Source organism: Planotetraspora sp. GP83, assembly GCF_041262585.1.
GTDB lineage: Bacteria > Actinomycetota > Actinomycetes > Streptosporangiales > Streptosporangiaceae > JAOEGB01.
This window is the reverse complement of the sequence record NZ_JBGCBZ010000006.1, coordinates 263,321-275,828: the sequence shown is the minus strand read 5'-3', so window position 1 is coordinate 275,828 and position 12,508 is coordinate 263,321. Positions and strand designations below refer to the sequence as shown.

Genomic DNA, 12,508 nt, shown 5'->3' with positions numbered 1-12,508 from the left:
GGCGCACAAGTAGGCATGTGCTGCGGCATAAGGCGTTAGCCTTGCCTTCGTGAGCCTGAACCTCTACGACACCAGCACGCGTACGGTCCGTGAATTCGTTCCGGTCGAGCCCGGCCGGGTCTCGATGTACCTGTGTGGTGCGACCGTTCAGGCTCCGCCGCACATCGGGCACATCAGGTCCGGCCTCAACTTCGACGTGCTCCGCAGGTGGCTGCTGCGTGAGGGTTACGACGTGACGTTCTGCCGCAACGTCACCGACCTCGACGACAAGATCATCCGGGTGGCCTCGGAAGAGGGCGTGCCCTGGTTCGTCGTCTCGGAGCGCAACCAGCGTGCCTTCACCTGGGCGTACGACCAGCTCGGCTGCCTTCCGCCGACCGTCGAGCCCCGCGCGATGGGTCATGTCCCGGAGATGGTCGAGCTGATGCGGCGGCTGATCGACAAGGGTCACGCGTACGCCGCGGGCGGTGACGTCTACTTCGACGTCGTCTCCTACGCCGACCGGTACGGCAAGCTCTCCAACCAGAAGCTCGAGAACATGCGGGCGGCCGGAGACACCGACACCGACTCGCTCAAGCGCGACCCGCGTGACTTCGCCCTGTGGAAGGGCGCCAAGCCGGGGGAGCCGACCTGGCCCACGCCGTGGGGCCGGGGCCGTCCTGGCTGGCACCTCGAGTGCTCGGCGATGGCGACCAAATACCTCGGCGGCACCTTCGACATCCACGGCGGCGGCGTCGACCTGGTCTTCCCGCACCACGAGAACGAGATCGCCCAGTCGCAGGCGGCTGGCGACGGCTTCGCGCGCTACTGGATGCACAACGGCATGCTGAAGCTCGGCGGCGAGAAGATGAGCAAGTCGCTCGGCAACTCGCTGCTCATCCCGGACATGCTTCGCAAGGTGCGGCCGGTTGAGCTGCGCTACTACCTTGTGGCGGCCCACTACCGCTCGCCGATCGACTACTCGGAGGAGGCCCTCCAGGAGGCCGCCGCCGGTTACCGGCGCATCGAGGGATTCATCACCCGGGCGGTCGAGGTGATCCACGACGTGGACGCGGCGGCGCCGCTGCCGCAGGCGTTCGTGGACGCCATGAACGACGACCTCAACGTGTCCCAGGCGCTGGCCGTGATCCACGAGGTCGTCCGCGAGGGCAACGTGGCCTTGGCGCACGGCAACAAGGAGCAGGTCGCCCGGCTGCTTGCCGAGACGCAGAACATGCTCGACGTGCTCGGTCTCGACCCCCGGTCGGAGCAGTGGCGCGTGAGCGGCGACTCTGGCCTCCGTGAGGTCGTGGACGCACTGGTGGCGGTCGCCCTGGAGCAGCGGCAGGCGGCCCGAGCGCGCAGGGACTACGCGGCCGCCGACGCGATCCGCGACCAGCTCGCCGCGGCCGGTGTCGTCGTCGAGGACACCCCCCAGGGCCCTCGTTGGGAACTGGCACGCTAGGCGGGCCGTACCCTAGAGACCATGGCGGGAAAGGCTTCAGGGAAGCCCACGAAGAAGCAGGGCCCCACGAGGGGCACCGGTGGCAAGGTGCGGCGTTCCCTGGAGGGCAAGGGCGCGACGCCCCCCGCGCACATGCGGCACTGGTACAAGGACAAGGCCCGTGCCGAGCGGATCGAGCGGGAAGGCAGTGGCCGTCCTGGCCAGCCTGGCCGCGCCCCGAGCCGCACCCGCAAGGAGGACGCGCCGGAGGTCATCGGCGGTCGTAACCCGGTTGTCGAGGCGCTCCGCGCCGGTGTGCCGGCGAACGCGCTCTATGTCGCGCAGCGGATCGAAAACGACGACCGCGTGCGGGAGGCCATCAAGATCGCGGCGGATCACGGCATCGCGCTTCTGGAGGTCTCGCGGGACAAGCTCGACCGGCTGACGGAGGGCGGCGTCCACCAGGGCATCGGCCTGCAGATTCCGCCGTACGAGTACGCCCATCCCGAGCAGCTCGTCGACTACGCCCGTGACGCCGCCGAGGTCCCGCTGATCGTCGCGCTCGACGGTGTGACGGACCCGCGCAACCTGGGCGCCATCGCCCGTTCGGCCACCGCGTTCGGCGCTCACGGGCTCCTCGTCCCGTCGCGTCGCTCCGCTGGCGTCACCGCCGGTGCCTGGAAGACCTCGGCCGGGACGCTGGCCAACCTGCCCGTCGCGCGGGCGGCGAACCTGACCCAGACGCTCCAGGCGTACCGCGAGGACGGCCTGTTCGTCATCGGCCTCGACGGCACCGCCACGCTCGATGTCGCCGACGTGGAGCTCGCGACGGAGCCACTGGTCCTGGTCGTCGGCTCGGAGGGCAAGGGCCTGTCCCGTCTCGTCCGCGAATCCTGTGACCAGGTCGTTCGCATCCCCATGAACGCGGCGGCCGAGTCGCTCAACGCCGGAGTGGCGGCCGGGATCGCGCTCTACGAGGTGGCCCGCCACCGCCGCCGGTGATTTCACCGTGACGGTACGGCCCGCGGACCACTAAACTCGTAGTCGATATGCCGCCTTAGCTCAATCGGCAGAGCATCTGTCTTGTAAACAGAAGGTCTGGGGTTCGATTCCCCAAGGCGGCTCGCATGTCAAAGGCCCCTTGCGATCATCGCAGGGGGCCTTTTGGATCTCCGTACAGCAGCGATGTACAGCAACGTCGTCTATCGCTCGCTGTCACCGTCGAGGCTCTGGCTCAGGCGGTCGAGGGCCTTGCGCGTGGCCGGCGATGGGATCTGCGTGTAGGTGTTCATGGTCAGCGAGATCTGCGAGTGGCGGAGGATGCGCATCGCCACGCGAGGGTGAACGTCAAGCGCTGCCAGGAGCGAGGCGCAGGTGTTGGCCGGGAGACATGACCGCTGTTGGGCTGTCGTGCCCGTCGTTGTGTGGCGTGAGCACTGATCCATTAGGGCGCGTGCCGTTCTCCCGCAGGCTGCTGGGACCAACCGCCTGGATGAGGCAGAGAGGGACGTGGACGTTGCTGTTCGTCGGAGATGACTGGGCCGACGACCACCATGATGTGGAGGTTCAGGACGAGGCGGGCCGCAAGCTGGCCGCCAAGCGGCTGCCGGAGGGTGCGGCCGGGATCGCCCGGCTGCATGAGCTGATCGCCGCGCATCTGCCCGATGGCCAGGTGGGTCAGGTGGTGGTGGCGATCGAGACCGACCGGGGCTTGTGGGTGCAGGCGCTGGTCGGGGCCGGCTACCAGGTGTTCGGGCTCAACCCCAAGCAGGTCGCCAGGTTCAAGGAGCGCTATAACCTCTCGGGCGCCAAGAGCGACGCCGCCGACGCGCACGCCTTGGCCGACATGGTGCGTGCGCACCGAAACGCCATCAGCTGCGCGCGGTGGCGGCCGACAGCGCGTTGAGCGAAGCGATCAAAGTGGTCGCTCGTGCGCATCAGACGCTGATCTGGGAACGCACCCGGCACACGCTGCGGTTGCGCAGCGCGTTGCGCGAGTTCTTCCCCGCCGCCCAGGTCGCCTACGCCGGCCTGGCCCTGACCGGCGCCGACGTCCTGGAGTTGTTGGTCAAGGCTCCCGATCCGGCGTCCGCGGCTAAGCTCTCGGCCGCTCAGATCAGCGCCGCGCTCAAACGGGCGCGCCGCCAGGACGTGCCGGCCAAGGCAAAGGCGATCAAAGACGCGCTAGGTACCCGGCAGCTGGCCCAGCCTGCCGCCATCACCGCCGCCTACGCCGCCACCGCAGCGGCGATCGCGCAGGTGCTGATCACGTTGAACGAGCAGATCAAGCAGCTGGAGACCCAGGTGGAGACCCATTTTCACAAACACCTGGAGGCTGAGATCTACCTGTCCCAGCCCGGCATCGGAAAGGTCAACGGCGCCCGGGTGCTCGCCGAGTTCGGAGACGCCAAGGGCCGCTACGCCAGCGCGAAGGCCCGTAAGAACTACGCTGGCTCCAGCTCGATCACCCGAGCGTCCGGACGCAGCACCGTGGTCATGGCCCGGTTCGTCCGCAACGACCGGCTCGCCGACGCCCTGCAGTCGCAGGCACTCTCCGCGCTGACCTCATCACCCGGAGCCCGCGCCTACTACGACAAGCAACGCGCTCGTGGTCTCGGCCACCACGCCGGGCTCCGCCAGGTCAGCAACCGCCTTGTCGGCATCCTGCACGGCTGCCTGAAGACCAGCACCCACTATTCAGAAACAACCGCCTGGCCAAGCCGCGTCGAACCCACCCGATCCCTCGCGGCTTGACTTCTAAGCCCTTGGGATGTCTCTTCTGCCGATGAGCGGAAGATTTAGCCTGGCATCCGGAATTTGGTCCGGCCGTTCGTGGAGCCCCGGTCGGCGCGTTCGACCGGGGCTCCTCATGTCAGGCGGTCCACTCCGGATCGCGGCCGATGAAGCCCAGCAGTCTGGATTGCGGGTCGGCGTGTTCCTTCACCGGCACGCGGGGGCCGTATTCCCCGGACGAGCGGATGATCTCCTCCATCGGCTCCATCCCGGCCAGCAGTTGCCAACAGAAGTCCTGGTCGAGGCGGTCGTCCTGGCCTGTGGCCCGGGCGAGGTCCCAGGTGTGCATGAACACGTCGGCTGTGTAGAACTGGTCGATCGCGCGGTCCAGCGGCAGTTCGCCGGTATGCGGATTCGATAGGAGGCGGCCGGAGGTGGCCGGGTCATCGAGCAGGGACTGCACCGCATCGCAGTGGGTCTGCCACGCGGCGGCCGGGTCGTCGTCGACCGATGGCCCGGCTGGCAATCGGATACCGGAGCCGGTGGCCAAGAACGGCGGTAACCATTCGGTCAGGTGGCGTACAACGTCGCGGGCGGTCCACCCGGCGACCGGCGCGGGCGCGTCCCACGACTGGGCGCCCCGGACCCGATCGGTGAACCCGCGGCTGACCTGTCGGTGCCGCTCGGCGGGCCGGTTAGACAGTGCCATCGGCAAGCATCTCCTCGAGCTTGGCGTAGCCCTCGTTGACCCCGACCTCCATGCCGCTGGCCAGCCATGCGTCCCGGACCTCAAAACTGTCCACAAGAGACTGTGTGCGCAGAAGCGTCCGCCCGCCGTCGAGGTTCTCGAACCAGAGCGTCTCCAGCGCCACGCCGTCGGGTTGCCCCTCGAAGGTGAACGTCTGGACGATCCGGTCCGGCCGCACGTCGTGGAAGCAGCCACGAAACGCGTACTGCTGCCCGTCGCGGGTGGACACGTAGCGCCAGCTGCCGCCTGAGCGCGCGTCCCACTTCTCGATGCGGGTGTGCATCCCGTTCGGACCGACCCACTGCGCGAACAGCCGCGGATCGGTGTGCGCCCGGAACAGTTGCTCGGGCGTGGCGTTGAACTCCCTGCGCATCCGGATGATCGGCACCTTCGGGTCGGCCTCGATCGTGGTCTCGGCGATGGTGCTCATGCCGCGCTTCCCTTCTCGGTCTGGTCGGTCGTCGTGTCGTGGTTCATCTGCGCCAGTACAGCGTCGAGACGGCGGTACTGCTCCTCGGTCTGGCGCCGGTAACGCTCGATCCACCTGTCCATCAGGTCAAAGACCTCCGCTTCCAGCCGTACCGGCCGAGGCTGCGGCCCCGCCGGCCGGCTCACCACCCCGGCGTCCTCCAATACCTTGAGGTGCTTGTAGACCGCCTGGAGCGTCATCGGGTAAGGCTCGGCGAGCTGGTTCACCGTCGCATCGCCCACCGCGAGCCGAGCCACCATGTCGCGCCTGGTCGGATCCGCCAGTGCCGCGAAGACCCGCGACAGCGTGTCTGCTGCCATCGGCACCTCCCCAACTTTCAACCCTCTAGTTGAAAGTCAAGCTATACCCGCTGAGCGACCGGTATCAACCGACAAGTTGAAACCGCAGACGAGCGCAGATGCCAGACCTCGATCCGAGCGACCCCGGGAGGCTGGGCCGGGTCGATCAGACGAAGTCCATCGGGCCGGACCGGGCGTAGCTGCCACCTCCTCGCTGGCGCCCGTCGAAGCCCCAGCCGCTGATCCTCAAGACCAAGATCAGGTGCGCACTCATGCCGCTGGTCGGGCGTTGGCAGCTCAGCGAGTCTGACACGTCCGACTCTGCCGATGTGCGGGCGTTCACGTCTCGGCACCGGCCCGGCTCCCAGCCGCGTAACGGCAAGGCGGCCGGGCCGGATCCTCGATGCTGTCTGGATTCTCGCAGGGTCCGTCACATCGGTTCGACGGGTAGCCATAGCTCGCAGGTCGTGGTGCTGAAGTCGTCCGCGCGCTCGAGGACCGCGACGATCGAGGGACCTGGCCGCAGTCGCCACGGGTTGGAGGGGAACCACTCGGTCGCGGTCGCGGCCCAGGTCTTCTGCAGGGCCTGCGGATGGGGTCCGGCGGTGCGGAAGACCGCCCATATGCCGGCCGGTACCTCGATGGCGTCGAGGTCGTCGGGGGCCGGCGTGTCCCGAGAGACAGCGACCCCGTGCAGGTAGGTCAGTTCGCTGCCCTCGGTGCCGTCGGGGTCGAGGTCGTCGCAGACTTGCAGCAGGCCCCCCGGCTCGGTGTCGCCGAGGGCCTTCAGTCGGAGATGCTCCTCCTGCGGCAGTGCGGTGATGTGCTGCTGGATGTGCGGGTTGATGCCCTGGTGGATGAGCGGAACCCGGGCTGCGTGTCCGACCAGCCGGAACGCGGGGCGGTCGACGATGCGGGTGTCCATGGGGATGCTCCCTTCGACGGTCAGGCGGAACCTGAGCTGCGGTTGTGTGCGAAGGGGGCCTCCGTCGCGGCGCACGTCACCGGGGCCGGAGCCGTGGACCGCCCGGAACGCACGTCCGAACGCCTCGGTCGAGCCGTATCCGTGCCGGACGGCGATGCTCAGCAAATCGTCCTCACCCCGGACGACGTCGGCAGCGGCGACGGTCATGCGGCGCCGGCGCACATACTCCGACAGCGGCATGCCGGCCAACGACGAGAACATCCGGCGCAGGTGGTACTCGGTCGTGCCGACCGCCCTGGCCAACCCGTTCACGTCGAACTCCTCGGTGAGGTGCTTCTCGACAAGGTCGACAAGCCGGTTGAGTGCCGAAATCACGAGGCCTCCTTTCGACGTCAAGCCTGGCCGAAGGCATCCCGGCCGCGCCCGACCGCTGCGGTCCGATCCGATCATGTCCCTGGACCGTCACGGCGCTAACGCACGCTCATGCCGCTAGGCGGGCGTCGGAGATCCGAGTGCGGGACACGTCCGGCTCTGCCGATGAGCGGACGCCGGGCGCCGAGGCCGAGGACCCTGTCCGGACTGGTGGCCGACCAAGCCGGGGTATCGACCATGCGAGGACGGATCGAACGGACCTACCACCGCCGATGCAGGCAACGTCGACTCGGCGCGACGGAGGTGACCCAGCCGGGCTGCAATGTCAGCCTCGGCAGGGGTGCTATGAGCGAGTCGCCTCGTAGTCGGAGAGTGCGGCTGGGGTGGTCCGGGTTGCCGGGCGCATGGTGAGGATCAGTACGGCCAGCCCGGCGAAGATGACCGCGGCGACGACGCCGGTGACGTGCAGGCTGGCGGTGAACGCCTCCCGCGCGGTGTGCAGCAGTTCCGCGCCCTGGCTGGCGGGAAGGTGCTGGCTGGCGGCGACCGCGCCGGCCAGCGAGTCGGACGTGCCGTCCATCCGGCTGCGGTAGACCACCGCGGCCACCACACCGAGCAGCGCGAAGCCGAGCGAACCGCCGAAGTAGTTGCCGGTCTCCGACATCGACGCCGCCGAGCCGGCGCGCTCCGGCGGTACGGACCCAACGACCAGCCCGGTGCCCAGCGCGAACAGCGGGCCGGTGCCCAGCGCCAGTACGGCGATGCCGATCATCACCAGCGGCAGGGCGCCCGCACCGTCGACGCCGGCCAGCAGCAGGCTGACCAGCGCCGACCCCACCAGCCCGCCGGTGATCGCGGTCGTCTGCTTCATCCGCCGGGCCAGCGCTGGCGCGGCCATGGTGCCGACCGCCACGCCCAGGCCCATTGGTGCGAACAGCACCGCCGACACGACCGGGGAGAAGCCCAGCACGCTCTGCAGGTACTGGGTCACCAGCAGGCCCGTACCAGCCATGGCGATGCCGACGAAGGCCAGCGCGACGAGTACGGCCGTGAACGGGCGGTTGCGGAACAGCCGCAGGTCCAGCAGCGGCGTCTCCAGCCGCAGTTGCCGGCGTACGAACAGGAATCCGATGGCCGCGCCGACGACGAGGGCCGGCGCCGGGACGACTGACACGCTCTCGACGGTCAGCTGCTTGATGCCGTAGACCATCAAAAGCACCGCCACGAGCGAGAGCCCGACGCTGGCCAGGTCCAGCCGGCCGGCCTGGTCGCTGTGGAACTCGGGCAGCAGGACCGGCCCGGCGAGCAGCAGCAACACCATCGCCGGCACGGCGACCAGGAACACCGATCCCCACCAGAAGTGCTGGAGCAGGAATCCGGCGAGTACGGGTCCGAGCGCGCCGCCGGTGAACTGGCAGGTCGCCCAGATCGCGATGGCCTGCCCGCGCTGTCGTTCGTCGCGGAACATGTTGGTGATCAAGGCAAGTGTGGACGGCGCCAGGGTCGCGCCGGCGACGCCCAGCAGCGCACGCGCGACAATCAACATCAGCGGGCTGGCCGCGAAGGCGGCCACGATCGACAGCACCGCAAACGCTGCTCCGCCGATGATCAGCAGCCGTCGGCGGCCGATCCGGTCGCCGAGCGTACCCATCGTGATGACCAGGCCGGCCACCATGAATCCGTAGCTGTCACTGATCCACAACTGCTGGACGTTGGTGGCACCCAGGTCGGCGCTCAGCCGTGGGAGCGCGAGGAGCAACGCCGTCGCGTCGATCGCGACGAGCAATGTCGGCAGCATGAGGACGCCCAGTCCCAGCCATGCCCGGTCGACTCGCATATCTGAAACTTCCTGTTCTCTCGACGTTTCGCCAGTTGGTCGGAGCGGTCGAGAGCTTCTTGACATCGGTACGGACGGACATCTCTCGGGTCTGCCACGGCTGGGCGTCACCAGAGATGACGACCTCGCGGTCCGGGCGATGCGACGGCGAAAACTCGCGGGTAAGTTCTGGCAGGGGGATGTCAAGACGGCGGCGGCGGCTCCGACCAACTGGTCGAAGGGCCCAGCCGGGGCTCGCGACCACGAGGAGTACGAGATGAAGTTCCTGATCAGCATGCATATCAACCCGGCCGTGCTGGACGCGCTGACCGACGAGGAGAAGGCGGCGATAGGCGACGGCCACGGCAAGTTCATCGAGGCGCTGAAGAAGTCCGGCGAGCTGATCACCACGCAGGCGCTGGTCGACCTGTCACAGGCCGCTGTGGTGTCCGTACGCAACGGCCAGCCGGTGGTGACCGATGGACCTTTCCTGGAGTCCAAGGAGTATCTGGGCGGCTTCTACCTGATCGACTGCGAGAACAAGGAGCGGGCGATCGAGCTGGCGGCGCAGATCCCGGACACCGCGATCGAGGGGCTGGGGGTCGAGGTGCGGCAGGTGATGTTCGCTGACGGACAATTGGAGGCATGACAGCACCAGCCATCGAGGACCTGCTGCGTGAGCTCACGCCGCAGGTCCTCGGCGCGTTGGTCCGTCGGCACGGCCAGTTCGAAGGGTGTGAGGACGCCGTACAGGAGGCCGTCCTCGCCGCCACCGTGCAGTGGCCGGCCGAGGGAGTGCCGGACAACCCGCGCGGCTGGCTGGTGACTGTCGCGTCCCGGCGGCTCATCGACGAGATGCGCAGCGACCACGCGCGCCGCGAGCGGGAGTCGGCGACGGCCACCGAGGTGGTGCCCGAGGACGTACCGGACACCGACGACACGCTCGTCCTGCTGTTCCTGTGCTGCCATCCGACGCTGACCGCGGCCTCCCAGACCGCCCTGACGCTGCGGGCGGTCGGCGGCCTGACCACTGCTGAGATCGCCCGCGCGTTCCTGGTGCCGGAGGCAACGATGGCGGCCAGGATCAGCCGGGCCAAGCAGCGCATCAAGGCCTCCGGCAGCTCGTTCAGCCCGCCGGACGGCGCGGAGCGCGAGGAGCGGCTACGGGTCGTCCTGCACGTGCTCTACCTGATCTTCAACGAGGGCTACACCGCCTCCTCGGGCAGCGAGTTGCACCGCGCCGACCTCGCGCACGAGGCGATCCGGCTGGCCAGGATGGTGCACGCGCAGCTGCCCGAGGACGGCGAGGTGACCGGGCTGCTCGCGCTGATGCTGCTGACCCACGCCCGCCGGAAGGCACGTACGACGGCGGCCGGCGACCTGGTGCCGCTGGACGAGCAGGACCGTACGAAGTGGGACCGCGAGCTGATCGACGAGGGCATCGAGCTGGTCAAGGCGACGCTGGCCAGCCCGGCGCTGGGGCCTTACCAACTGCAGGCCGCCATCGCCGCCACGCACGCCGACGCGGCCACGGCCGAGGAGACCAACTGGCCGCAGGTGCACGCCCTTTACCTGATCCTGGAACGGATCGCGCCCAACCCGATGGTCACCCTCAACCGGGCGATCGCGCTCGCCGAGACCGAGGGCCCGCTGGCCGGGCTGGCCCTGCTGGCCACATTGGACAGTGACGAGCGGATGGCCCGGCATCACCGGCTGCTGTCCGTACGGGCGCATCTGCTGGAGAAGACCGGCGACACGGCCGGGGCGTACGAGCACTACCAGCGCGCCGCGAAGGCCACCGCCAGCATCGCCGAGCAACGCTACCTACAGTCCCGGGCCAGCCGGGTGAGAACATAGACTCCGCCCCCAATCCCTCCACCAGGTCACATGCACCTTCAGCGCTGCGAGGTTCGCGATCCACGCCACGGAGAGCAGATCAACGTCCGATCATGCCGCCGATAGTTCGATGCCCGGCCAGATGGCCAGCTCTCCTCCTGACCGAGATGCCGTTCGGCGCCGCGGTCCTTCGCGGCGGGCTGCCGGCCGGGCGACGTAGCTCGCGTTTCGGGCCTTCTGGCGCGGACCGAAGATCGCCGAGGAAGCCACCTGCTCGGCTGCCTGGATCGTCCGTCCTGCCGGGCAGCCTCTACGCTGCCGGGATGGTTGCGCTACTCGACCCTCGCCGTGAGTGTCACTGCGTCCTATGCACCGGCGACAATCCAGGCCATGACCACGACGACGGGCAGGTGTGCGAACACGGCTGCCGGGACGACACCGCGGACCTTGTTGCCCGGCACGGTTGGAGCGCAACCGCGGTCCATTCTGACGATGGTGTTCCGGCCTGGGCGTACACCATCGGCATGTGGCACAGTCTGGGCAGCCCGGAAGTCGCGATATTCGGACTGCTACTCCCGGACATGCAGAACTGGATCAACAAGATTGGCGACCAGATCCGCGACGGTCAGCCGCTGCACTCCGACGAGCGACCCCTCCACGGCATCCTGCCTGGCGACTATCCGCTGATCATCAAACCGGTGCATCCCGGCTGGTATCCGTTCTACTTCGGCACCGCCCTGCGCTTCTACCGCCACCACCCACCGCTGCCGATCGTCCAAGTGGTCTGGCCCGACCAGGACGGACGCTTCCCCTGGGACGAGCACGCGGGCGTCAACTGTCGGGCCAACCAGCCACAGCTGTGGCTACCCCCGGATCAGCACCCTCCAAGCCTGTGGCGCGAATTGGAGTCCATCACCCCGTGGCCGTTCCCAGACTCCCCGGTGAGGACCCAGGTCTACACCACCACCCGCATCGTCGAAGGGCAGCAGCCGATCCGCGGCGTGGTACGCGACCACGACGGAGACTGGCAGTTCCTCAACGGCCTCGACACCACCGGACAGAGCATCGCGATCGCGCATCTCCACCACGTGTACGCCCAGCACCCGTACCTCGCACAGTTCGCGACCCTGGCACCCGGTCGGCAAGCCTGGCTGTCTACCGACGGCACCTGGACCCTCAGCGACCTTGATCCGGAAGACAAGCCCGCCGAGGACGGGTAGACGCTGGGCGGCGACCGGTACCAGGCGACGGAACCGATCCCGCCGCAGTGCGTGCGCCCGTCGATGAGCGCCTCACGAACATCCTCTTCTGCCGCGAAGCGCGTGGTCTTCGACTGTTGCGCCGTCGTCCGACTATGCCGAGATCAGTAAGTCTCCCTCTCTCCGCTCGACGCATCGGCTGGCGCGTTCTTCACGGGCTCGTCGAGGCGCAGGATCGTTTCCTCGATCTCCTTATTTCGCCCGTTGGCGAACGAGATCTCCGTGCCTATGATCGCGAATCCTGCCCTCTGCAGCACCTTGAGCGATCTCACATTGTCACTCGCGGCGCGGGCGAACAGGGCCGCACGCGAACCGATTCCAGGAGCAGGGCGAGCGCTCGGCCGGCGATGCCTTGCCCCCAGAAGGGCCTGTCGATCCAGTATGTGACCTCGGTATCGCCATCAACGACAAAGCTGGCGATGCTGCCGACGAGCCGTCCATCGACGGTGACCGCACGGGTGGTCACCTCAGGCGACGTCCGGACCTTCGCCATGTGGACATCGAATGCGGTGCGGTCATCGGGATTTTCGGCCGTGAAGGCGGCCATCCGGACCGACTCGGGATCCCGCATCTGTTCGAACAAGCATCGAGGTCGGAGTCGTCGACCGGCCGCAGCGCCACCTCAGCC

Annotated in this window: 12 protein-coding genes, 1 tRNA gene and 1 pseudogene; 7 read left to right on the top strand and 7 right to left on the bottom strand. The window is 68.3% G+C overall.

The window, feature by feature from the left end; translation table 11 throughout:
* Positions 1–49: 49 nt before the first annotated feature.
* The 3 genes from cysS (at position 50) to ABH927_RS11570 (ending at position 2,547) form a co-directional block, all read left to right on the top strand.
* Entirely contained in the window at positions 50–1,444 is a 1,395-nt protein-coding gene (cysS, locus tag ABH927_RS11580; protein WP_370020670.1) for a cysteine--tRNA ligase, read from the top strand.
* A gap of 21 nt (positions 1,445–1,465) precedes the next feature.
* A complete protein-coding gene (gene rlmB / locus ABH927_RS11575; protein ID WP_370020668.1) occupies positions 1,466–2,425 on the top strand; it encodes a 23S rRNA (guanosine(2251)-2'-O)-methyltransferase RlmB in 960 nt (319 codons plus the stop codon).
* A 49-nt stretch (positions 2,426–2,474) separates the two neighbouring features.
* Positions 2,475–2,547: transfer RNA gene (locus tag ABH927_RS11570), tRNA-Thr, on the top strand.
* Positions 2,548–2,625: 78 nt separating this feature from the next.
* On the opposite strand, the gene ABH927_RS11565 is transcribed toward ABH927_RS11570, so the two are convergent.
* A complete protein-coding gene (locus tag ABH927_RS11565; protein ID WP_370020666.1) occupies positions 2,626–2,751 on the bottom strand; it encodes a hypothetical protein in 126 nt (41 codons plus the stop codon).
* A gap of 188 nt (positions 2,752–2,939) precedes the next feature.
* Here ABH927_RS11565 and ABH927_RS11560 point away from each other — a divergent pair.
* Positions 2,940–4,177, top strand: a pseudogene (locus ABH927_RS11560) (IS110 family transposase).
* A 118-nt stretch (positions 4,178–4,295) separates the two neighbouring features.
* On the opposite strand, the gene ABH927_RS11555 reads toward ABH927_RS11560, so the two are convergent.
* The 5 genes from ABH927_RS11555 to ABH927_RS11535 form a co-directional block, all read right to left on the bottom strand.
* Positions 4,296–4,865, bottom strand: a complete 570-nt coding sequence (locus ABH927_RS11555; protein ID WP_370020819.1) for a TIGR03086 family metal-binding protein — start codon at positions 4,863–4,865, stop codon at positions 4,296–4,298.
* Positions 4,852–5,334, bottom strand: a complete 483-nt coding sequence (locus ABH927_RS11550; protein ID WP_370020665.1) for an SRPBCC family protein — start codon at positions 5,332–5,334, stop codon at positions 4,852–4,854. The genes ABH927_RS11555 and ABH927_RS11550 overlap by 14 nt, the downstream gene beginning before the upstream one ends.
* Positions 5,331–5,693: an ArsR/SmtB family transcription factor gene (locus ABH927_RS11545; RefSeq protein WP_370020663.1), complete on the bottom strand. Its 363-nt coding sequence runs from the start codon at positions 5,691–5,693 to the stop codon at positions 5,331–5,333. Before ABH927_RS11545 ends, ABH927_RS11550 begins: the two co-directional genes overlap by 4 nt.
* Before the next feature lie 409 nt (positions 5,694–6,102).
* Positions 6,103–6,972, bottom strand: a complete 870-nt coding sequence (locus tag ABH927_RS11540; protein ID WP_370020661.1) for a GyrI-like domain-containing protein — start codon at positions 6,970–6,972, stop codon at positions 6,103–6,105.
* A 340-nt stretch (positions 6,973–7,312) separates the two neighbouring features.
* Positions 7,313–8,806, bottom strand: a complete 1,494-nt coding sequence (locus tag ABH927_RS11535) for an MFS transporter (RefSeq protein WP_370020659.1) — start codon at positions 8,804–8,806, stop codon at positions 7,313–7,315.
* 139 nt (positions 8,807–8,945) lie between these two features.
* On the opposite strand from ABH927_RS11535, the gene ABH927_RS11530 reads away from it, so the two are divergent.
* The 3 genes from ABH927_RS11530 to ABH927_RS11520 all read left to right on the top strand — a co-directional run bounded on the left by ABH927_RS11530 (position 8,946) and on the right by ABH927_RS11520 (position 11,841).
* Entirely contained in the window at positions 8,946–9,434 is a 489-nt protein-coding gene (locus tag ABH927_RS11530) for a YciI family protein (protein ID WP_370020657.1), read from the top strand.
* Positions 9,431–10,642 carry an RNA polymerase sigma factor gene (locus tag ABH927_RS11525; RefSeq protein ID WP_370020655.1) on the top strand — a complete coding sequence of 404 codons (1,212 nt, stop codon included), beginning with the start codon at positions 9,431–9,433 and terminating at the stop codon, positions 10,640–10,642. The genes ABH927_RS11530 and ABH927_RS11525 overlap by 4 nt, the downstream gene beginning before the upstream one ends.
* Before the next feature lie 92 nt (positions 10,643–10,734).
* Positions 10,735–11,841, top strand: coding sequence for a DUF4262 domain-containing protein (locus ABH927_RS11520; RefSeq protein WP_370020653.1), 1,107 nt, complete (start codon positions 10,735–10,737; stop codon positions 11,839–11,841).
* Positions 11,842–12,148: 307 nt separating this feature from the next.
* Here the strand turns inward: ABH927_RS11520 and ABH927_RS11515 are convergent, their stop codons facing one another.
* Positions 12,149–12,463: a GNAT family N-acetyltransferase gene (locus ABH927_RS11515; RefSeq protein WP_370020651.1), complete on the bottom strand. Its 315-nt coding sequence runs from the start codon at positions 12,461–12,463 to the stop codon at positions 12,149–12,151.
* Positions 12,464–12,508 lie beyond the last annotated feature (45 nt).

Excerpts from the sequence above, each read along its gene's own strand:
- rlmB (WP_370020668.1), top strand. The coding sequence starts at position 1,466 with ATGGCGGGAAAGGCTTCAGGGAAGCCCACGAAGAAGCAGGGCCCCACG.
- ABH927_RS11565 (WP_370020666.1), bottom strand. The coding sequence starts at position 2,751 with ATGCGCATCCTCCGCCACTCGCAGATCTCGCTGACCATGAACACCTAC.
- ABH927_RS11555 (WP_370020819.1), bottom strand. The coding sequence starts at position 4,865 with ATGGCACTGTCTAACCGGCCCGCCGAGCGGCACCGACAGGTCAGCCGC.
- ABH927_RS11550 (WP_370020665.1), bottom strand. The coding sequence starts at position 5,334 with ATGAGCACCATCGCCGAGACCACGATCGAGGCCGACCCGAAGGTGCCG.
- ABH927_RS11545 (WP_370020663.1), bottom strand. The coding sequence starts at position 5,693 with ATGGCAGCAGACACGCTGTCGCGGGTCTTCGCGGCACTGGCGGATCCG.
- ABH927_RS11535 (WP_370020659.1), bottom strand. The coding sequence starts at position 8,806 with ATGCGAGTCGACCGGGCATGGCTGGGACTGGGCGTCCTCATGCTGCCG.
- ABH927_RS11530 (WP_370020657.1), top strand. The coding sequence starts at position 8,946 with ATGCGACGGCGAAAACTCGCGGGTAAGTTCTGGCAGGGGGATGTCAAG.
- ABH927_RS11525 (WP_370020655.1), top strand. The coding sequence starts at position 9,431 with ATGACAGCACCAGCCATCGAGGACCTGCTGCGTGAGCTCACGCCGCAG.
- ABH927_RS11520 (WP_370020653.1), top strand. The coding sequence starts at position 10,735 with ATGCCGCCGATAGTTCGATGCCCGGCCAGATGGCCAGCTCTCCTCCTG.